Genomic DNA, 19,635 nt, shown 5'->3' with positions numbered 1-19,635 from the left:
ATGTCTATTTTGATTGATAAAAACACAAAAGTCATTACCCAAAACATGACGGGTAAGACCGGTATGTTCCATACACTCGGCGGTCTTGAATATGGTACGCAAATGGTAGCCGGCGCTGTTCCGGGAAAAGGCGGCACACAAGTCGATTTCACGCTTGAAAACGGCTCTACCGTTACTCTTCCGGTTTACAACACGGTACAAGAAGCGAAGGACGCGACAGGTGCTACGGCATCGGTTATTTACGTTCCGCCCGCTTTTGCGGCCGATTCCATCATGGAAGCCGTTGACGCGGATCTTGATCTCGTCATCTGTATCACCGAAGGCATTCCGGTGCTTGACATGGTGAAAGTTGCCCGTTACATGGAAGGCAAACGCACCCGTCTGATCGGACCGAACTGTCCGGGCGTCATTACTCCGGGCGAATGTAAAATCGGCATTATGCCGGGTTACATTCATACTCCGGGCCACGTGGGCGTAGTATCCCGCTCCGGTACCCTGACGTATGAAGCGGTTCACCAGCTTACGACCCGCGGCATCGGCCAGTCCTCCGCAGTAGGTATCGGCGGCGACCCGGTTAAAGGCTCCGAGTTTATCGACATTCTTAAACTGTTCAACGAAGATCCGGAAACTTACGCGGTCATCATGATCGGTGAAATCGGCGGTTCCGCTGAAGAAGAAGCGGCCGAGTGGATTAAAGCGAACATGACGAAGCCGGTTGTCGGCTTCATCGGCGGTAAAACAGCGCCTCCGGGAAAACGTATGGGCCACGCGGGTGCCATCATTTCCGGCGGTAAAGGTACGGCGGCTGAAAAAGTGGCAACACTTGAAGCTTGCGGTATCCGCGTAGCGGCTACTCCTTCCGAAATGGGCTCCACTCTCGTGAGCGTCCTGGAAGAAAAAGGCCTGCTGGAAAAATGCATCACTAAAAAATAATAAAGCTGCCGATTTCGGCGCTTTTATGGACGGTAAGCAACCTTCCGGTTCCCTTTGGGAATTGGAAGGTTTTTTTGTTTAGGGCTGTAAAATTTGTGAATGACAAGGGAGTGTTTTATACTATGGAGAATCGCTCTGTACTTATCGGCCTTCACGGCATATCGGGAGTGGGATGGAAGACCATCGATCTGCTGGTTCGTTCATGTTCCGATTTGAAGGATTTGCTGCACTGGCGGGCAGGCGAATATGCCAGGCTCGGCGTTCCGGCAGCCAGAATCCAGCGGTTAATAGAAGAATTGACTCCATTTAAAATTGAAGCTTCATTAGAAAAGTACGAGCGGCTCGGCATCCGCATTCTGACCCGCTTCGATCCGAGCTATCCGCGGCTGCTTGAAGAAACCGCGCAGCCTCCCTGGGTCCTCTACTGCAGAGGACGGCAGGAGGTGCTGCAAAGGCCGGCACTCGCGGTCGTCGGTACGCGGACACCGACCGCTTACGGCCGGAAAGCCGCGCAGGAGTTGAGCCACGCTTTATCGGCCGCGGGCTTTGTCGTCGTAAGCGGGTTGGCGCGCGGCATCGATGCGGAGGCGCACCGCGGGGCCAAAGACGGAGCGGGCGGAACGGCAGCCGTGCTCGGTGTGCCGCCCGACCGGATTTATCCGCCGGAGCATGCGAGGCTGCATGAGGAGATCATCGCCGGCGGCGGCCTCGTCATGTCCGAGTACCCGCTCGGTACGGTTCCGCACCCGGGGTTATTTCCGATGCGCAACCGGGTGATCGCGGGCATGAGTCTGGGTGTTATCGTGGTGGAGGCTGCGGAGAGAAGCGGCTCCCTGATTACGGCGGATCTGGCTCTGGAGGAATCAAGGGACGTGTTTGCCGTTCCGGGTCCCATCCATTCTCCCAAGAGCAGAGGAGCGCTCTCGCTTATTAAGCAGGGGGCCAAAATGGTGACGGATCCCCGGGATATCTACGAAGAATATTCCCACTTAATGTCCTCCCTGGGTAGACAACTGGGAGTTTCGTCCCAGACGGCTTATATGCCGTCACCCGGGCACCAGCTGACAGAAGACGAGGCTATTCTTTATCGATTGCTGTCGAGCGTGCCCGTCCCCATTGACGTCCTCCTGGAGCAGACTCAATTTACGTTTGGACATTTGCATTCAGTTCTGATATCCTTGCTATTGAAAAAGGTGATAGCGGAGCTTCCAGGCTCTTCTTACGTTTCCATATGAAATTTCTATTAAAAAGATGATGATATACATGCAGCAGCAGATGACACTGAGGGGAGGAGCATTCGACCGATGGCAGACTCATTAGTGATTGTAGAATCACCGGCTAAGGCCAAAACGATCGGTAAATATTTGGGAAGCAAATATATTGTAAAAGCGTCGATGGGTCATATTCGGGACCTTCCGAAAAGCCAGATCGGCGTTGAGGTTGAACGCGACTTCGAGCCGAAATACATTACGATCCGCGGAAAAGGCTCCGTTTTGAAGGAATTGAAGGATGCCAGCAAAAAAGTGAAAAAAGTTTATCTCGCAGCTGACCCGGATCGCGAAGGGGAAGCTATCGCCTGGCATCTGGCGCATTATCTGGAGTTAAACGATACCGACAACTGCCGCGTCGTATTCAATGAGATTACGAAGCAGGCGGTTAAAGACGCGTTCAAAACACCGCGGCCGATTAACATCGATCTGGTGAACGCGCAGCAGGCCCGCCGTATTCTCGACAGGCTGGTAGGCTATAAAATCAGCCCTCTTCTATGGAAGAAAGTCAAAAAGGGCTTATCCGCCGGACGCGTCCAATCCGTAGCCGTTAAGCTTATTATGGATAGGGAAAACGAAATCAAAGCTTTCGTTCCCGAAGAGTACTGGACCATTACCGCCTTGCTTGAAGCAGGCAAAGCACACTTTGAAGCGAAGTTTTACGGGATGGACGGTGCCAAGAAAGAGCTCGGTTCCGAGGAAGAAGTTCAAGCTGTCCTGAAAGCGATTGAAGGAGCTCCTTTTATCGTGAAGGAAGTGAAAGAAAAAGAGCGGCTTCGCAATCCTTCGCCGCCGTTCATCACAAGCTCGCTTCAACAGGAGGCGGCCCGCAAGCTTAATTTCCGTGCAGCCAAAACCATGTCCGTAGCGCAGCAGTTATATGAAGGGATCGACCTCGGCAAGGAAGGTACGGTCGGTTTAATCACTTATATGCGTACCGACTCCACCCGGATTTCTCCGGTAGCCCAGGAAGAGGCCAAGGAATATATTTTGGGGAAATACGGGGAGAGCTTTTACCCGGAAACCCCGCGCGTCTATACGAAGAAGGGTTCCAACACGCAGGATGCGCACGAAGGGATACGTCCTTCATCCGTAACTCGTGACCCCGATTCCGTTAAAGAATTTTTGTCTCGGGATCAGTTCCGTTTATACAAGCTGGTATGGGAACGTTTCGTTGCAAGCCAGATGTCGTCGGCCGTGCTGGACACGATGACGATCGACTTGAACGTCGGAAACACGGTTTTCCGGGCTGTCGGCTCCAAACTCAAGTTTCCGGGATTCATGAAAGTTTACGTGGAAGGCAACGATGACGGGACGACGGAAGAAGACAAACTGCTTCCTCCCCTTAAGACCGGAGATCAGGTCGCTTCCAATGAAATTCAACCGAAACAGCACTTCACCCAACCGCCTCCGCGGTACACGGAAGCCCGTCTCGTACGCGCTCTCGAAGAACTGGGCATCGGCAGGCCGAGTACATACGCCCCGACGCTTGAGACGATCCAGAAGCGCGGTTATGTCGCCATTGAGGAAAAGAAGTTTGTGCCCACCGAGCTGGGAGAACTGGTTATCCAGCTGATGAGCGAGTTTTTCCCGGAGATCCTTGATGTGGAATTTACCGCGCAGATGGAAGAAGAGCTTGACCACGTAGGCGAAGGCAAAGAAAACTGGGTCAAAGTTCTTGACGAATTTTATACCTCTTTCGAAAAACGGCTGGAATTTGCCGAGGAAGAAATGAAGGAGATCGAGATCCAGGACGAAGTTTCGGATGAAATTTGTGAGAAGTGCGGCAAACATCTTGTCTATAAAATGGGACGTTTCGGCAAGTTTCTTGCCTGCTCCGGTTTCCCGGATTGCCGCAACACAAAACCGATCGTCAAAGATATCGGCGTCACTTGCCCGAAATGCAAGGAAGGCAAAATCGTCGAGCGCCGCAGCAAAAAGGGCCGTATTTTTTACGGCTGCGACCATTATCCCGAGTGTGACTTCGTGTCATGGGACAAACCGGTCGCCCAGCCATGTCCGAGCTGCGGTTCCATGATGATCGAGAAGCGGACGAAAACATCCGTGAATCACCAGTGCGTGGAATGCGGATTTAAAGAAGAAGTAAAAGATGAGGCAAACGACGAAGGCTGATCGGATTGCTAACGATTGAACTAGAGGTGTGAACATTGACAGCAGGACAAAAAGTAACCGTAATCGGTGCCGGCCTGGCAGGAAGCGAAGCGGCTTTTCAAATCGCCAACCAGGGCGTGCCCGTTGTATTGTACGAAATGCGCCCGGTGCGGAGAACACCGGCGCACATTACCGATAAATTCGCCGAGCTTGTATGCAGCAACTCGCTTCGCGCGAACGGGCTGACGAACGCCGTAGGCGTTCTGAAGCAGGAGATGAGAGAACTGAACTCTCTCATCCTCTCCAGTGCCGACAAGCACGCGGTACCCGCCGGAGGCGCTCTGGCGGTGGATCGTGACGGCTTCTCCGGGGAGATCACGGATACCCTCCGTAATCATCCTCTCATTGAAGTGCGGACCGAGGAACTTAAGGAAATTCCGGACGGCATTACCGTTGTGGCTTCCGGGCCTCTCACATCCCCGGATTTATCTGCAAGCCTGCAGGCGCTTATGGGTGAAGAGTATTTGTATTTCTACGATGCGGCCGCGCCGATCGTCGAGAAAGACTCTATTGATATGAGCAAAGTGTACTTGGCTTCCCGGTACGACAAAGGGGAAGCGGCTTATCTGAACTGCCCGATGACAGAGGCGGAGTTCGATGCTTTCTATGAAGCTCTGATTACGGCGGAAACCGCGCCCGTGAAAGAATTCGAGAAAGAAATCTATTTCGAAGGCTGCATGCCGATCGAAGTAATGGCCAAACGCGGCAAACAAACCGCTCTTTACGGCCCGATGAAACCGGTTGGTCTCATCAACCCGCATACGGGTGAGCTTCCTTACGCGGTCGTTCAGCTACGCCAGGATAACGCGGCGGGAACGCTGTACAATCTGGTCGGATTTCAAACGCATCTGAAATGGGGCGAGCAGAAACGGGTTCTGCAAATGATTCCGGGCCTGGAAAACGCCGAGTTCGTGCGCTACGGGGTTATGCACCGCAACACTTTCATCAATTCTCCCCGTCTGCTGAAACCGACCTATCAGTTCAAAAACCGGGACACTCTATTCTTTGCCGGACAGATGACCGGAGTGGAAGGTTACGTCGAATCGGCCGCATCCGGTTTGATCGCCGGTATTAACGCGGGAAGATTGGCACAGGGCATGGATTGTCTGGAGTTTCCGCTGGAAACCGCCCTCGGCAGTATGGCGCAGTATATCACGACTGCGGACACGAAACATTTTCAGCCGATGAATGCTAACTTCGGTCTATTCCCGCCGCTGGGCGAGAAAATCCGCAATAAAAAAATGAAGTACGAAAAACTTGCGGAACGTGCAATTGAGACTATTCAGAATTTTTCGCAAAATACAGTCCAGTCAGCTTGTAAGTGAAAGTGCGGCTGTGTTACGATTAAGTTGTTTTGAACGACGCTGTACACAGCCACTTTAAATCAAACTCCGGAAGCAGCATCAAAACAACCTTTTGCTGCTGCTTCTTATTTTCCGTTCTCTCGCAGCAGGCAGCTTCGGAAAAGAATCGAGAGGTGAACTATGGATCCGACAAATGCGACTTTTCACGCCACCACTATATTTGCCATCCGTAAAGACGGTCGCGGGGCGATAGCCGGAGACGGTCAAGTGACTTTCGGCAACAGCATGATTATGAAGAACACGGCGAAGAAAGTGCGGCGGCTGTACCGCGGGAAAGTGATTTCCGGATTTGCGGGGTCTGTCGCGGATGCGATTACGCTGTTTGAGAAGTTCGAAGGCAAGCTCGAGGAACATCACGGCAATCTTCAGCGTGCGGCCGTAGAGCTGGCCAAGGAATGGAGATCCGACCGCGTTCTGCGCAAACTCGAAGCGATGATGATCGTGATGGACGAACACGGGCTTCTGCTTATTTCGGGTAACGGCGAAATTATCGAGCCGGATGACGGCATCGTTGCGATCGGTTCCGGGGGCAGTTTTGCCTTGGCGGCCGGGCGTGCCCTATCCCGTTATGCCACCGACATGAGCGCAGCCGACATTGCAAAAGCTTCTCTGGAAATGGCCGCAGATATCTGCGTGTTTACGAATCATAATATTATTGTGGAAGAAATATAACGCCGAGCGACGAATAATGAACAGGTAAGGCTTGGAATCAGGCTTTATCGGGCACTATATGAAGGAGGGGTTCCTTTTGAGCACAAGCTCCCTTACACCTAGACAAATCGTGCAAGAGCTGGACCGGTATATTGTCGGTCAGAAGCAGGCCAAGAAGTCCGTAGCCGTCGCCCTGCGTAACCGTTTTCGCCGCAGCAGATTGGACGAATCGATGCGTGACGAAATTGTGCCCAAAAATATCCTGATGATCGGACCGACGGGTGTGGGCAAGACGGAAATAGCAAGAAGACTCGCTAAACTCGTCGGAGCCCCGTTTGTGAAGCTCGAAGCTACAAAATTTACCGAGGTCGGCTATGTGGGCAGAGATGTAGAGTCCATGGTCCGGGATCTCGTTGAAACATCGATACGCATGGTAAAGAGCGAACGCACCGAAAGTGTGAAAGACCGTGCGGAGGAGCTTGCCAACGAGCGTCTCGTGACCATTCTGGCGCCAAGTGCGAGCCGTCCCAAATTCCAGCGCAACCCGCTGGAGATGATATTCGGCAATCAGCAGGGCTCCCAGGAACCGGATGAGGAAGACAAAGATCCTCAACTGGCAACGAAACGCGCGCAAATTAAAGAACAGCTTACGCGCGGTGAACTCGAAAATTACATCGTTGAAGTCGATGTGGAAGATAATTCTCCCTCCATGCTGGATATGCTGGCCGGCCAGGGACAAGATCAAGCCGGCATGAATATGCAGGAGATGTTCGGCAGCCTCCTGCCGAAACGCACGAAGAAGCGGAAGCTTCCCGTCAAGGAAGCCAGAAAAGTACTGATCCAGGACGAAGCGCAGAAACTTATCGATATGGATGAGGTAATTCAGGAATCCATCCGGCGCGCCGAGCAAAGCGGAATCATTTTTCTGGATGAAATCGATAAAATTGCGGGCGGCGGCCGTGGAAGCGGCGGACCGGATGTATCCCGCGAAGGCGTCCAGCGCGATATTTTGCCGATCGTGGAAGGTTCGACGGTGGTTACGAAGTATGGACCTGTCAAAACGGATTATATCCTGTTTATTGCGGCCGGGGCTTTTCATGTTTCCAAGCCTTCGGATCTGATACCGGAGCTGCAGGGGCGTTTCCCGATTCGTGTGGAGCTCAGCAATTTAACGCATGAAGATTTTGTTTCCATTCTCAAAGAGCCTAAAAACGCGTTAACCAAGCAGTACACGGCTTTGCTGGAAACCGAAGGAATCCGGATCGATTTCAGCCAGTCCGCGATCGAGGAGATTGCGCGCATTGCCGTGGAAGTCAATCAGAATACGGAAAATATCGGTGCGCGGCGGCTGCACACCATTCTGGAGAAGCTGCTGGAAGATTTATCGTTCGAAGCTCCCGAGTTAAATCTGGAGGAGATGGTGATCACACCGGAATACGTCCGCGAGAAGCTGGGCGATATCGTTCAGAATCGGGATTTGAGCCAATATATTTTATAAACCGGAAGGCGTACCCGCCTTCGGTTTTCTATTCTTGGGTATAAGATTGTAGGAGGCAAGCCAATGACCTTGTTGAACAAAACGAGAAGGCTTAACCGTCTGCTCCAGAAGGAGGCGGTGAGTGCTGTCAGTTTTATGGATATGGCCGAAGTTTTGCGGGATACCATTCACTCTAATGTGTATGTGGTCAGCAGACGAGGTAAATTGTTAGGCTACGCCACGACGAATGAACTGCCGACTTCGGCTATCAATCAAATCGTGGCGGAGGAGAAAAGATTCTCGCCTGAATTTAACCATTTTCTGTTGAAAGTGGATGAAACCACGTCGAATTCGGACGCGCTTGAAATGTTTCCGACTTTTGTGGAAGAAATGAAAAATTTAAGAGAATATACCTACTTCACCATTGTACCGATTTTAGGGGGCGGAGACAGACTTGGGACTTTAGTCCTATGTAGAACGCACTCAGCCTTTACGGATGACGACTATATATTGGCAGAGTATGGGTCGACAGTCGTAGCTATGGAGATTCTTCATATGCGGGCGGAAGAGGTTGAGCAGGAGGCAAGAAGCAAGGCCGTGGTTCAGGTGGCCATCGGTTCGTTGTCGTTCAGTGAGCTGGAAGCAGTGGAGCATATTTTCGAAGAATTAGAAGGAAAAGAAGGACTTCTCGTTGCAAGCAAGATTGCAGACCGTGTCGGAATCACCCGATCCGTGATCGTAAATGCGCTCCGCAAACTGGAGAGCGCAGGTGTTATTGAAACGCGTTCCCTCGGAATGAAAGGAACGTACATTCGCATATTGAATGAACAATTGATGCAGGCGATTGACCAAGTTAAGTCCAAAATGTAACAAAAATTTCATACATGCATGCGAACCAAACAAAGGCCCATCTTCCTAAAGATAGGGCTTTTTTCTCATTGTCTATTTCCAGACTTTTCTTCATGATAATTTTAGCAACATTATTCTACATAATGTACACACTTTGAATAATCCTTGTGTCGAAGTTAGGAGGAATGTGAAGTTACATTATGGAATTTAGTTTCATAAAGATATAAAAGGTGGGGTAACCATGTTCTTGCTAAACCAAGCCGGATTTCAGTGGATGGAGAAATCGCTGGATGCGTCAGCCCTCCGGCAGCGGGTGATTTCCAACAATGTGGCCAACGCCGACACTCCTCATTTTAAAAGGTCAGACGTTCTGTTCGAGGAATTGCTTCAAGAGAAAATGACCGGTAACCAGCCGGTATTGGAAGGAAGACGCACAAATACAAGACATCTTCAGATTCCATCTAATACCAACTTACCCGGTCAAGCGATTGTTGAATCAGATCCGAAAAGTTTGATGAACAACAATTTAAACAACGTCGACATGGATTACGAGATGTCATTGATGGCCAAAAATCAGCTTAAATACAACACGATGATACAGGAAATGAACAACGAATTCCGTAAGCTCAAAATCGCGATGGATGGGAGAAGATAACGGATGAGAATCACGAACAGCTTTGACATCAGTGCTTCGGCTTTAACGACGCAGCGTTTAAGAATGGATGTCATCTCTTCGAATATCGCGAACGCGGATACGACCCGTGCGTCATTCGTAAACGGGCAGTGGACACCTTACCAGCGCAAAATCGTTTCGGTTGAACCGAAAAACCAGCCAACGTTCGCCCAGATACTAAACTCGGCAATGACCGACGGGACGGGGCAGGGAGTTCGGGTTTCCGGCATTTCCGGAGATACCACGCCGTTCAAGCAGGTTTACAATCCTACGCATCCGGATGCCAACCAGCAAGGGTATGTGATGATGCCGAACGTCGACGTCGCCAAAGAAATGGTGGATATGATTTCCGCCACAAGGTCTTATGAAGCAAACGTAACGGCTCTTAACGCTAGCAAAGGCATGATCTCAAAAGCGCTTGAAATCGGCAGATGATAAAAGATAAAAAAGGAGAATGAGTGTGGTAAACCCGACTTATCTAAATGCATTTTCTCCGGTGCAGACAATAAAGCAGCCGGTGGGGAGCGAGCCTGCAAGTGCCTCCCAATTTACAAAGCAGTTTTCCTCTTTTCTCAGCGAAGCCATGAACGGGTTGAATTCGGATCAGCATACGGTAGACGGACTCAACCAGCAGTTTGCCAAAGGGGAATTATCGGACGTCCATCAATTGATGATTGCTTCCGAAAAAGCATCGCTCGGTTTAGAGTTCACCGTCCAGGTGCGCAATAAAGTCGTGGAAGCTTATCAGGAAGTCATGAGGATGCAGCTCTAACGGCGGCTGAACCATGATCGACATTGATTGAATCGGATGGGGTGACATTGTGAACGAAAGATTGCTCCAATATTGGGAGAAAGTCAAACAGTATTGGAATCAATATAGCAAAACGACCAAGCTTACTTTTGTAGCTGCATTGTTCGTTCTCCTATTGACTATTGGAATCATCAGCTACAATCTCGCGAAAACGGAGTATTCACTGGCTTATACGAATCTCCAGCCGGCGGATGCCGCGGCGATTAAAGGGTACCTGGACACGGCGAAAATTCCTTACAACCTCAGCCAGGACGGCAAAAGCATTGAAGTTCCGAAAAATGAAGTCGCCAATGTCAAGCTGGGCATTGAGTCGCAAGGTTTGAACAAAGGAAGCTCGATCGGTTACGACGCATTCGCTTCGGACAGTGCTTTCGGAATGACGGACAACGAGTTTAAGGTGAAATATTTAAGCGCGGTGCAAGGTGAGCTTCAGCAGCTTATCAATTCCAACGAAGCGGTGGACAAATCGAAGGTTCTGATTTCGATGCCGGATGAGACGGTATTTCTCGCCAACCAGAAGCAGGAAGCTACGGCATCGGTCGTACTGAACGTCAAGCAGGGCTATTCGCTGGATCAAGGGCAAGTGGATACGATTTATAACCTGGTTTCTCACAGTGTTAAAAATTTGCCTTTGCAGAACATAACGATCTCCGACCAGTATGGTCAGTTCCTGGCTTACTCCAAGGAAACGAACGGCGGTCAAAGCACATCGGGTCTGGTTCAGAACCAATTCGACATCAGACGCAAGTTTGAAACAAGCGTCCAGGGAAACATTACAAATCTGCTCAACAAAATGCTTGGTCCCGATAAGGTAGTGGTCAGTGTTTTCTCGACGATGAACTTCGATCAGAAGAAAACGACGGAAAATCTGGTTACGCCTCCGAATGTGGAAGACAAGAAGGGACTTGAAATTTCTACCCAGGAATCCTCTAAAACTTCAACAAGCACAGGAGGAAACACAGGGGGAGTGGCCGGAACCGGTCAGACGGACGTTCCGGGTTATCCGGGAGGCGCGGCATCCGGAAATGCCAACTCCGAAGAAAGCAGCAAGACGGTCAATTACGAAATTAACCGCATTACGAACGATATAATCCAGACACCTTATGTCGTCAAAGATATCAGCATCAATATCGGATTTGATTCAACCGGCAAAGACCAGGCCGCGGTAGCGGATCTGAAAGGTCTTATCGAAGGTCAAATGGCGAACATTGTTCGTGCGGCGCTTGCCGACAACAAGGTGGAATACACGCCGGCTCAAATTCAGGACAAAGTGAAAGTGGTTCCTCAAACATTCGTAACACCAACCGGAATTGCGGGTACGAATTTGCAGCAATATCTTCTGTACGGCGGAATCGGTCTGGCTGCTCTGCTGCTCGGCGCGCTCGGCATGTATGCCATCAGAAGAAGGAAAAAAGCTGGAGAAGAAGAGGATGAGCTTGACCTCCCACCGGCAAAAGTGGAATATCCTACGATCGATATCGAGAATGTCTCCAACGAAAATCAAGTACGCAAGCAATTAGAGACGCTAGCCAAGAAAAAGCCGGACGAATTCGTCAACTTGCTTAGAACATGGTTAGTGGATGAATAGAGGTGTGGGTGTTTGGCAAGAGGAGCAATACAGCAGGGGTTAACGGGAAGGCAAAAAGCGGCGATTCTGCTTATCAGCCTCGGACCGGAAGTTTCTGCTCAAATTTTCAAGCATTTGCGCGAAGATGAAATTGAGCAGCTTACCCTCGAAATCGCAAATGTACGCAAGGTAGACGCCTTAGAAAAAGAATCGATTTTATCGGAGTTCCATCAAATCTGCCGGGCACAGGAATATATTTCCCAAGGCGGTATCGCCTATGCGAAGGAAATTCTTGAGAAGGCGCTCGGTTCCAACAAAGCCGTCGACATTATTAACCGACTAACGGCTAATCTGCAGGTAAGACCGTTTGATTTCGCACGAAAAGCGGATCCTGCGCAAATTTTGAACTTTATCCAAAACGAAAATTCACAAACGATCGCACTCGTTCTTTCCTACTTGCAGGCGGAACAAGCTTCCATCATTTTGTCTTCGCTGCCGCAGGAGAAACAGGCGGATGTTGCGAAACGGATCGCTCTGATGGACAGTACGTCACCGGAAGTGATTTCTCAAGTGGAGAGAGTGCTGGAACAGAAACTTTCGGCCACCGTTACACAGGATTACACATCGGCCGGCGGTATTTCTTCGATCGTTCAAATTTTGAACGGCGTCGACAGAGGTACGGAACGCACCATCCTGGATTCGCTCGAAATTCAAGATCCCGAACTTGCCGAAGAGATCAAGAAGCGGATGTTCGTTTTCGAGGATATCGTCAATGTGGACAACCGTTCCATTCAGCGCATTATCCGCGATATCGAAAATGCCGACCTTCAGCTTGCGCTTAAAGTGGCGAGCGAAGAAGTCCGCGAAGCTATTTTCCGCAACATGTCCAAACGGATGGCGGAGACGTTCAAAGAAGAAATGGAATTTATGGGCCCGGTTCGGCTGCGCGATGTCGAAGAAGCGCAAACCCGGATCGTATCAACGATTCGCCGCCTAGAAGAATCCGGAGAAATCATCATCGCACGCGGTGGAGGAGACGATATCATTGTCTAACATCCTAAAGCCTTTCCATTATGCTCCTGCGGATGAGACAAATGCTTACCGGGTACCGGTTAAACCGATTTATACGCCTCAGCCCGAGCTTGCGGACGATGAACCGCGGTTCACACCCGAAGAAGAAGCGCAGCTGAGTGAAGCGGAAACCTTGAAACGCCATATTCTAGAAGATGCGGAATCCTTTGCGCAAACCCATATGCAGCAGGCGATCCAGGAAGTATCCGATCTGAAAGAACAGACGGAAGCCGAGATCGAAGCCTGGTGGCATCAGCGTCGTGAAGAAGATGAGCAGCTTCAGGAGCAGGCCCGGACAACCGGTTACGAAACGGGTTATCAAGAAGGCTTGGATCAAGCACGGCAGGATGTCAGCCGGCAGTACGATGACATGTTATCGGAAGCGCGGCAGGTACTGCAGCAGGCTTATCAGGTGAAACAGCAGATGATTCAGGAAGCGGAGCCTTTTCTCATCGAATTAAGCTGCTCCATAGCGGAGAAAATCATCTCCAAGCAGTTGACCGTATCTCCGGAATGGATGGTCGAAACGATCCGAAGCGTTCTGGCCCGCCGTAAAGAGAGCGGAACGATTACACTCTGCGTGGCACCCCGACACTTCGCTTACATTCAGGATGCGCGCGAAGAACTGCTGTCGGCAATTGACTCGCAGGCTGAACTGGAAATCATTCCGGATGCGAGTGTTCGTGATGAAGGCTGTGTAGTCCGTTCCACGTTCGGCAGCATCGATGCCCGTATCGATACTCAGCTTCACGAGATTAAGCTGGCTTTGCAGCGGATCGCCCTTCACGGTGAAGGTGACGAATCATGAGTCAAGCAAGCCCGAATGCAGGCAAATATGTAGACTTTCTGAGACAAATGGATCCTGTCCGTGTAAACGGTAAAGTGACGCAAGTGATCGGTTTGACCGTTGAATCGGAAGGTCCGGATGTAAGTATCGGCGAGCTTTGCCACATCTATCCTCATAAATCCAATCAGCCGCTGATGGCGGAAGTGGTGGGATTCAGAGGAAACAAGGTCATTCTCATGCCGCTTGGCGAGCTGGAAGCGATCGGCCCCGGCTGCGATGTGGTAGGAACGGGCAAACCGCTGACTGTACAGGTCGGTCACGAGCTGCTCGGTAAAGTATTAAACGGTCTCGGCCAGCCTTTGGACGGTTCATTCCTGCCGTCAAGAATGGCTCACGTTTCCACGAACAATGTCCCGAGCAATCCGTTGTCAAGGCCGCGGGTTCAAGAGCCTCTCGGCGTCGGTGTCCGCGCGATTGACGGACTGCTGACCGTAGGCAAAGGACAGCGGGTCGGTATTTTCGCCGGTTCCGGTGTGGGCAAAAGTACCCTGCTCGGGATGGTTGCGAGAAACACGTCGGCGGACGTCAACGTGATCGCGCTTATCGGCGAACGGGGCCGCGAAGTTCTGGAATTCGTCGAGAAAGATCTCGGACCGGAAGGATTGGCGCGTTCGGTCGTTATCGTCGCTACGTCGGATCAACCGGCGATGGTCCGGATCAAAGGAGCTTTCATCGCAACGAGCATTGCCGAATATTTCCGGGATCGCGGGATGAACGTCATGCTCATGATGGACTCCGTAACCCGCTTCGCGATGGCTCAGCGTGAAGTCGGTCTGGCGGTAGGAGAGCCTCCGGCGACGAGAGGATACACGCCTTCGGTTTTCGCGCTTCTGCCTAAGCTGCTTGAACGGTCCGGAACCGGTTTGAAAGGTTCGATTACGGCTTTTTATACGGTGCTGGTGGACGGTGACGATATGAATGAGCCTATCGCGGATGCGGTTCGTGGTATTCTGGACGGTCATATCGTCTTGGACCGGAATATCGCCAACAAAGGTCAATATCCCGCCATTAACGTTCTTGCCAGCGTAAGCCGGGTTATGAAAGAAATCGTCACCCCGGAGCAGCTCGAAGCTGCAGCTCATCTCAAACGAATGCTTTCTGTTTATAAAGATTCGGAAGATTTGATAAATTTGGGGGCGTACCAGAGAGGGTCGAATCAAGAAATTGATATTTCCCTTCAGTATATGGATGAGATCCTTGATTTTGTTAAACAAAAAACAAATGAGAAAGTGACGTTGGAAGAAGCCCAACAGCGCTTGATCGATCATTTTTCGTTAGGATGAGGCTAATATGAAATTCCAGTATGCGTTTCAGCAGATCGTAAATTTGAAAAATAATGAGCGTTCGCAGGCGGAGTGGAATCTTTCTACTGCCATCGGCAACCTGAATCACGAAGAAAGCTCTCTTCAAGAGCTGATTCGTCTCAAAAACGAAGCTCAGGAGAAAATGCTGGAAACTTCCATGCGGCCGGTTTCCATGCTGGAGATTCGTCAGCTGCAGTCTTATGTGGATCACATCGAGCATCTGATTGCGCGCAAGCGTCACGATGTTTCCAAAGCCCAGCGCCATGTGAATCAGAACAGAGACCTCCTGAACGACAAAATGGTCGACGAGAAAGTCTGGACGAAAGCGCGGGATAAAGCGTTGGAGCAGTTTACCGGTTTTGTTCTGAAAAAGGAGCAAGAGGCACTGGACGAAATTGCATCCAACCGGCATATCCGGCTGTCCTATCAGTAAACCCGCACGAAAGGAGGAGGCGTCATGGAAGAAACAGGCACAGAGTCGTCCTCGGGCGGTAAATTGGAACGTTTTCTGGTCTGGTTTCTGATCCCGTTCGTGTTTACGGCCGTTCTTCTTGGTGTTCTTCTATCCGTTTTTGATTACGATGTGATGAAAACAGTCCAGCGGACGCTGAACAAAATCCCGGTCGTCGGGGAAATGATTCCCCTGCCGAAAGAGGATGCGGAAAGTGCCCCCACAGCTAAAGGAACGGAAGAAGATGCAGTAAAAACGAAAACCAAAGAAATCGAGCAGTTGAACAGCAAGGTGCAGGAACTCAAAACTGAACTGGACAAGGCGGATCAGACGAGTGCCCAGAAGGACAAAACGATTCTGGATCTCAAGCAGCAAAAGGCGGAGCTGGAAGATAAAGAGCTGGCCAAGCAGGATGAAGAGTACGACAAAAAAGTACGGGAACTTGCTTCGGTCTACGCGAAGATGATGCCGAGCAAGGCGGCACAAATCATTCAAAACCTGAGCCCTCAGGAAACGATCCTCGTTCTGAACGCGATGAAAACAGACGAGCGGGTGAAGGTGCTCGAAAAAATGGATCCGAAGAAAGCGGCCGACGCTTCGATTGCCCTAAAAGATCTCACTTCTTCGCAGGATCAAAAGATCGCGGCACTCCAGGATCGGCTCGTTCTCCAGCAAAAACCGGATTCCGCACAAAAGAAGATGACTTCGGCTGAGCTGAGCCAGACGTTCGCGTCGATGGACGCGGCCAAAGCCGCGAAAGTATTAACCGATATGTATGGGAAGAACTCGGGTCAGGTGTTAACGATCCTGAGGGAAATGGATACGAGCAAGCGGGCCGCTTTAATGGGTGAAATCGCAGGCATCAGCAAGGAAACCGCAGCTTCCATTACCGGTAATCTGGTTCCATAAATTTTTAATGAAAGGAGGTGAATATAAAACATGGAAATGCCAGTAGCAAGCACGACTCCGTCCGCACCGTCGGCAGGATCTACGGCGGTTAAAGCGGGAACGGCAAAGACTACAGCAGCGGCTGGAACATCAGCAGGAAGCGGCAAGGGCGATGCGGGAACTTTCCAAGAGGTAATGAGCGGCCAGCTTCAGAAGGAAGCGGGCGAAGGCAATGCGAGTCCCGTTGATTCCATCCTGGCCGGCCTGCTTCAAGTGATTCCTTTCCTCCCGGCGTCCGTTCAGGAAGCTCTGAGCGATATGGAAGGGCAAACGGAAACGGAAGGAATGGTGGACCTTTTGCTCAGCACTATTCAGGGCAGTCCGGAGCTGTTCAGTCAGCTCAGCCAGTCCGATGCGATGCAGCAGTGGGCGAACGATGCTTCAGCTCTGCTTCAGCTGTTAAGCGGCACGCAGCAAACCGGGCTTCAGGCTGTCCAGCTTGATAACGGCGATGCTTCATTGAAACTGCAAAAGACCATTTTGGATTTGACGACGATGCTTAAGCAGCAGCCGGATCATCCTGTTCTGCAGCAAGCTGTCGGCGGAATTCAAGCAGCTCGTAGAGGCGGCCCTGCCGTCGCTAGTTAACCAACAGGCGGGTACAGCCGGCAAAACAGCGGCCAAGGCGGCTGACCAAGCGGACTTAGTAATCCCTGCGGGTGCGGCCGACAGTGAACCTGACGCGGCGGCGCCGGTTATGACCGTTATGAAGACCGGGAGCGCCAAAGCTTCATTGGAATTGCTGGCTGCAAGAAACGGCGTCTGGAATTCAGTGAGACAAGCGGCTCAAGAAACGGTGGAAACCGTACAGACCTCCACTTCCCAGGCATCCGAAAATGAGCCGGTAGCGAACGGTCTGACAGGTCTGCAAGAAGGCATGAAGACGGCCCTTCCGGAGCAGGCGGCCAAAGCAGCGGCTCCTACGATTTCAGCTCAAAATTTCGCTCAAGAACTGAGTCAGTTCATGGTAAAGCGCATGAGCCTGAAGATGGGGAACGGCTTCTCGGAAGCTAAGCTTTCGCTCCGCCCTCAGCATTTGGGAACCATTGACGTGGTCCTGACCATGCAGAACGGACAACTGGTTGCCCAATTTACAGCGGATACGGCTCTGGGAAAAGAACTTCTCGAAAGCCAACTCGCACACTTGAGGCAATCCCTGCACAGCCAAGGCGTTCAGGTAGACAAAATGGAAGTCGGCCAAAACACGATGTCTTCCACAACGTTCCAGGATTCCAGACAGCAGCAGTCTTCGCAGCAGTTTCTGCAGCAGCGCGGCGGCGGTGGAAACCAGAACAATTCCGAAGAGATGACAGAGTGGAACGAAGAGTTGAGAATTTTGGAGGAAACCAGAAAAGCGGCTTTAGGAAATTCCTTCGAAACCTCGGCTTGATGGAAATGGACATAACTCGGCTTAGATAGGAGGTGCAGCAATGGCAGAACTTTGGGGAGATTTGAGCAAAACGGGATCGGCGACGAACACGGCAAGCGCGGCCTCGAAAGCCAAAGACAAGAAAGACGGTTCGATCCTCGGCAAAGATGATTTTCTGAAAATCCTGATCACCCAGCTTCAAAATCAGGACCCTATGCAGCCCATGCAGGATAAAGAGTTTGTGGCGCAAATGGCCCAGTTCACTTCGGTCGAGCAGTTGTCGAATATGGCATCCGAGATGAAATTGCTCCGGTCTTCGCTCGGATTCACTTCGAGTCTGATCGGGAAGGATATCAGCTGGATGAGCAAAACGGACAGCGGCGAAACGGTAATGGCCAACGGAGTTGTCGAGTCCATTATCGTCCGGGACGGTGTGCAGTACGCGACGGTAGGCGGGAAAGAAGTCAAGCTGGAGGAAGTTCTTAAGATAGAAAACTCCAAGCCGGCGGTTCCTGCGCCATGACCGAACGTATTACGGTAGGAAGACTATATCCCACTCCGCCGGCACCCCTTCAGCGAAACGGTGGTCCCAGACCGGCAGCCGGACGCTCCGAATTCGATCAGTTTCTGCACAGCGAACTGGTCAAGTTCAGTCATCATGCGGAGACGCGGTTGAAACAGCGGGGAATTCAAATCGACAACGAGCAGTTAACCAAGCTTGAGCATGCGATTGATAAAGCGGCCGCCAAAGGTGCCAAGGATACGCTGATGGTACTCGGGGGAACGGCTCTCATCGTAAACGTCCCGAACCGGACGGTAATTACGGCATTGGACGGAGCCAAGCTGCAAGATCAGGTTTTTACGCAAATAGACAGTGCTGTCATCATTTCATAGACCTTTACACACCAAAGCGGGCCGGACCTAGGCAGGAGGCCCTGAAAGCTGCGGACCGATAGAAGCGGCTTTAAAGGAAGATGCCCACCCAGGCGGGCGACATAAGAGGAGGAACAACAAATGTTAAGATCCATGTACTCCGGTATTTCGGGTATGCGCGGTTTTCAGACAAAGCTGGATGTAATCGGCAATAACATTTCCAACGTGAACACGGTAGGCTTCAAAAAAGGCCGCGTCATGTTCCAGGACATTCTGAGCCAGACGGTAGCTGGAGAAACAGCACCAACGTCTACGACTCAGGGGGGGATTAACTCCAAACAAATCGGTCTCGGCGTAGGTACTGCTGCGATTGACACTGTACACACGGGCGGAAGCGCTATGACAACAAATGTTCCTACGGATCTAAGAATTGATGGTAATGGATTCTTCGGAGTAACTCAGAACGGGGAAGATCCCTTATATTTGACACGAGCCGGAAATTTTTATGTTGATGGCGACAATTATATCGTGAATCCGGACGGTATGTATCTAATGTCAACATCTGCCGAGCCTATCCAGCTTGCTGCTGACGCTACTAAATTTTCAATCTCTCAAGACGGAACGGTCATGCAGGTCATAGGGGGAGTTCCAGTTCCTTCAGATTATAAAGTGGCAGTTGTCAAAGTAGCCAATCCGGCTGGGTTGAATAAAGCGGGAGGTAATCTTTACGAATATACTCCTAATGCTGATGTGACTAACACAATAGATGTAGCCTTTCTTTCGAACGCATTGCCAGCTGATCCAACTACAGGCACAGGCTCCATCATTGCCGGACAACTGGAAATGTCCAACGTCGATCTGACCGAAGAGTTTTCCGAAATGATCGTGTCCCAGCGCGGTTTCCAGGCGAACTCCCGGATCATCACCACGTCGGATGAAATTTTGCAAGAAATCGTAAACCTGAAACGCTAATAACAGGCAAAGGTAAAAGGTAAGGGGGGCCTGGT

The 19,635-nt window shown here is 51.0% G+C and carries 21 protein-coding genes; all 21 read left to right on the top strand.

Annotated elements, in window-relative coordinates:
• The 21 genes from sucD (at position 1) to flgG (ending at position 19,600) form a co-directional block, all read left to right on the top strand.
• Positions 1 to 933 (top strand): succinate--CoA ligase subunit alpha, encoded by a 933-nt coding sequence (sucD, locus tag ABC395_RS16715; protein WP_103993793.1) that lies wholly within the window; start codon positions 1 to 3, stop codon positions 931 to 933.
• Positions 934 to 1,055: 122 nt separating this feature from the next.
• Complete coding sequence (gene dprA / locus ABC395_RS16710) at positions 1,056 to 2,168, top strand: DNA-processing protein DprA (RefSeq protein ID WP_413004824.1); 1,113 nt, start codon at positions 1,056 to 1,058, stop codon at positions 2,166 to 2,168.
• A 69-nt stretch (positions 2,169 to 2,237) separates the two neighbouring features.
• Positions 2,238 to 4,334: a type I DNA topoisomerase gene (gene topA / locus ABC395_RS16705; protein ID WP_413004822.1), complete on the top strand. Its 2,097-nt coding sequence runs from the start codon at positions 2,238 to 2,240 to the stop codon at positions 4,332 to 4,334.
• 35 nt (positions 4,335 to 4,369) lie between these two features.
• Complete coding sequence (trmFO, locus tag ABC395_RS16700; RefSeq protein ID WP_413004820.1) at positions 4,370 to 5,698, top strand: FADH(2)-oxidizing methylenetetrahydrofolate--tRNA-(uracil(54)-C(5))-methyltransferase TrmFO; 1,329 nt, start codon at positions 4,370 to 4,372, stop codon at positions 5,696 to 5,698.
• 159 nt (positions 5,699 to 5,857) lie between these two features.
• Positions 5,858 to 6,409, top strand: a complete 552-nt coding sequence (gene hslV / locus ABC395_RS16695; RefSeq protein ID WP_009674471.1) for an ATP-dependent protease subunit HslV — start codon at positions 5,858 to 5,860, stop codon at positions 6,407 to 6,409.
• Between the two features lie 76 nt (positions 6,410 to 6,485).
• The gene (gene hslU / locus ABC395_RS16690) at positions 6,486 to 7,886 is read left to right on the top strand and encodes an ATP-dependent protease ATPase subunit HslU (RefSeq protein WP_413004818.1); all 1,401 of its coding nucleotides are present in this window, start codon (positions 6,486 to 6,488) and stop codon (positions 7,884 to 7,886) included.
• 63 nt (positions 7,887 to 7,949) lie between these two features.
• On the top strand, positions 7,950 to 8,735 hold the full coding sequence (codY, locus tag ABC395_RS16685; protein WP_103993799.1) for a GTP-sensing pleiotropic transcriptional regulator CodY: 786 nt from the start codon (positions 7,950 to 7,952) through the stop codon (positions 8,733 to 8,735).
• A 220-nt stretch (positions 8,736 to 8,955) separates the two neighbouring features.
• A complete protein-coding gene (flgB, locus tag ABC395_RS16680; protein WP_413004815.1) occupies positions 8,956 to 9,369 on the top strand; it encodes a flagellar basal body rod protein FlgB in 414 nt (137 codons plus the stop codon).
• Between the two features lie 3 nt (positions 9,370 to 9,372).
• A complete protein-coding gene (gene flgC / locus ABC395_RS16675; protein ID WP_413004814.1) occupies positions 9,373 to 9,822 on the top strand; it encodes a flagellar basal body rod protein FlgC in 450 nt (149 codons plus the stop codon).
• A 25-nt stretch (positions 9,823 to 9,847) separates the two neighbouring features.
• A complete protein-coding gene (gene fliE / locus ABC395_RS16670) occupies positions 9,848 to 10,159 on the top strand; it encodes a flagellar hook-basal body complex protein FliE (RefSeq protein WP_009674468.1) in 312 nt (103 codons plus the stop codon).
• A gap of 49 nt (positions 10,160 to 10,208) precedes the next feature.
• Complete coding sequence (gene fliF / locus ABC395_RS16665; protein WP_413004812.1) at positions 10,209 to 11,786, top strand: flagellar basal-body MS-ring/collar protein FliF; 1,578 nt, start codon at positions 10,209 to 10,211, stop codon at positions 11,784 to 11,786.
• A 12-nt stretch (positions 11,787 to 11,798) separates the two neighbouring features.
• On the top strand, positions 11,799 to 12,818 hold the full coding sequence (fliG, locus tag ABC395_RS16660) for a flagellar motor switch protein FliG (protein WP_103993803.1): 1,020 nt from the start codon (positions 11,799 to 11,801) through the stop codon (positions 12,816 to 12,818).
• Positions 12,811 to 13,644: a flagellar assembly protein FliH gene (fliH, locus tag ABC395_RS16655; RefSeq protein WP_413004810.1), complete on the top strand. Its 834-nt coding sequence runs from the start codon at positions 12,811 to 12,813 to the stop codon at positions 13,642 to 13,644. The genes fliG and fliH overlap by 8 nt, the downstream gene beginning before the upstream one ends.
• On the top strand, positions 13,641 to 14,966 hold the full coding sequence (fliI, locus tag ABC395_RS16650; protein ID WP_413004808.1) for a flagellar protein export ATPase FliI: 1,326 nt from the start codon (positions 13,641 to 13,643) through the stop codon (positions 14,964 to 14,966). Before fliH ends, fliI begins: the two co-directional genes overlap by 4 nt.
• A 7-nt stretch (positions 14,967 to 14,973) precedes the next feature.
• Positions 14,974 to 15,420: a flagellar export protein FliJ gene (gene fliJ, locus ABC395_RS16645; protein WP_413004806.1), complete on the top strand. Its 447-nt coding sequence runs from the start codon at positions 14,974 to 14,976 to the stop codon at positions 15,418 to 15,420.
• A 24-nt stretch (positions 15,421 to 15,444) separates the two neighbouring features.
• On the top strand, positions 15,445 to 16,347 hold the full coding sequence (locus ABC395_RS16640; RefSeq protein ID WP_413004804.1) for a MotE family protein: 903 nt from the start codon (positions 15,445 to 15,447) through the stop codon (positions 16,345 to 16,347).
• A 30-nt stretch (positions 16,348 to 16,377) separates the two neighbouring features.
• Positions 16,378 to 16,974, top strand: coding sequence for a hypothetical protein (locus tag ABC395_RS16635; protein ID WP_413004803.1), 597 nt, complete (start codon positions 16,378 to 16,380; stop codon positions 16,972 to 16,974).
• Between the two features lie 109 nt (positions 16,975 to 17,083).
• Positions 17,084 to 17,776, top strand: a complete 693-nt coding sequence (locus ABC395_RS16630) for a flagellar hook-length control protein FliK (protein WP_413004801.1) — start codon at positions 17,084 to 17,086, stop codon at positions 17,774 to 17,776.
• Positions 17,777 to 17,816: 40 nt separating this feature from the next.
• Positions 17,817 to 18,278, top strand: coding sequence for a flagellar hook capping FlgD N-terminal domain-containing protein (locus ABC395_RS16625; RefSeq protein ID WP_413004799.1), 462 nt, complete (start codon positions 17,817 to 17,819; stop codon positions 18,276 to 18,278).
• A complete protein-coding gene (locus tag ABC395_RS16620) occupies positions 18,275 to 18,649 on the top strand; it encodes a TIGR02530 family flagellar biosynthesis protein (RefSeq protein ID WP_413004797.1) in 375 nt (124 codons plus the stop codon). The genes ABC395_RS16625 and ABC395_RS16620 overlap by 4 nt, the downstream gene beginning before the upstream one ends.
• Positions 18,650 to 18,769: 120 nt before the next feature.
• Positions 18,770 to 19,600, top strand: coding sequence for a flagellar basal body rod protein FlgG (gene flgG / locus ABC395_RS16615; protein ID WP_413004795.1), 831 nt, complete (start codon positions 18,770 to 18,772; stop codon positions 19,598 to 19,600).
• The last annotated feature ends 35 nt before the right edge of the window (positions 19,601 to 19,635 follow it).

The organism is Paenibacillus canaveralius (genome assembly GCF_047238265.1).
Lineage (GTDB): Bacteria > Bacillota > Bacilli > Paenibacillales > NBRC-103111 > Paenibacillus_F.
The sequence above is the reverse complement of the archived record's forward strand: the minus strand, read 5'-3'. Positions and strand labels throughout refer to the sequence as shown.

What these genes read in the sequence shown, in the direction of transcription:
- codY (WP_103993799.1), top strand. Translation starts at nt 7,950, where the DNA reads ATGACCTTGTTGAACAAAACGAGAAGGCTTAACCGTCTGCTCCAGAAG.
- topA (WP_413004822.1), top strand. Translation starts at nt 2,238, where the DNA reads ATGGCAGACTCATTAGTGATTGTAGAATCACCGGCTAAGGCCAAAACG.
- hslV (WP_009674471.1), top strand. Translation starts at nt 5,858, where the DNA reads ATGGATCCGACAAATGCGACTTTTCACGCCACCACTATATTTGCCATC.
- ABC395_RS16635 (WP_413004803.1), top strand. Translation starts at nt 16,378, where the DNA reads ATGGAAATGCCAGTAGCAAGCACGACTCCGTCCGCACCGTCGGCAGGA.
- flgG (WP_413004795.1), top strand. Translation starts at nt 18,770, where the DNA reads ATGTTAAGATCCATGTACTCCGGTATTTCGGGTATGCGCGGTTTTCAG.
- ABC395_RS16640 (WP_413004804.1), top strand. Translation starts at nt 15,445, where the DNA reads ATGGAAGAAACAGGCACAGAGTCGTCCTCGGGCGGTAAATTGGAACGT.
- ABC395_RS16630 (WP_413004801.1), top strand. Translation starts at nt 17,084, where the DNA reads ATGACCGTTATGAAGACCGGGAGCGCCAAAGCTTCATTGGAATTGCTG.
- flgC (WP_413004814.1), top strand. Translation starts at nt 9,373, where the DNA reads ATGAGAATCACGAACAGCTTTGACATCAGTGCTTCGGCTTTAACGACG.
- fliJ (WP_413004806.1), top strand. Translation starts at nt 14,974, where the DNA reads ATGAAATTCCAGTATGCGTTTCAGCAGATCGTAAATTTGAAAAATAAT.
- sucD (WP_103993793.1), top strand. Translation starts at nt 1, where the DNA reads ATGTCTATTTTGATTGATAAAAACACAAAAGTCATTACCCAAAACATG.
- dprA (WP_413004824.1), top strand. Translation starts at nt 1,056, where the DNA reads ATGGAGAATCGCTCTGTACTTATCGGCCTTCACGGCATATCGGGAGTG.
- flgB (WP_413004815.1), top strand. Translation starts at nt 8,956, where the DNA reads ATGTTCTTGCTAAACCAAGCCGGATTTCAGTGGATGGAGAAATCGCTG.
- ABC395_RS16625 (WP_413004799.1), top strand. Translation starts at nt 17,817, where the DNA reads ATGGCAGAACTTTGGGGAGATTTGAGCAAAACGGGATCGGCGACGAAC.
- fliI (WP_413004808.1), top strand. Translation starts at nt 13,641, where the DNA reads ATGAGTCAAGCAAGCCCGAATGCAGGCAAATATGTAGACTTTCTGAGA.
- ABC395_RS16620 (WP_413004797.1), top strand. Translation starts at nt 18,275, where the DNA reads ATGACCGAACGTATTACGGTAGGAAGACTATATCCCACTCCGCCGGCA.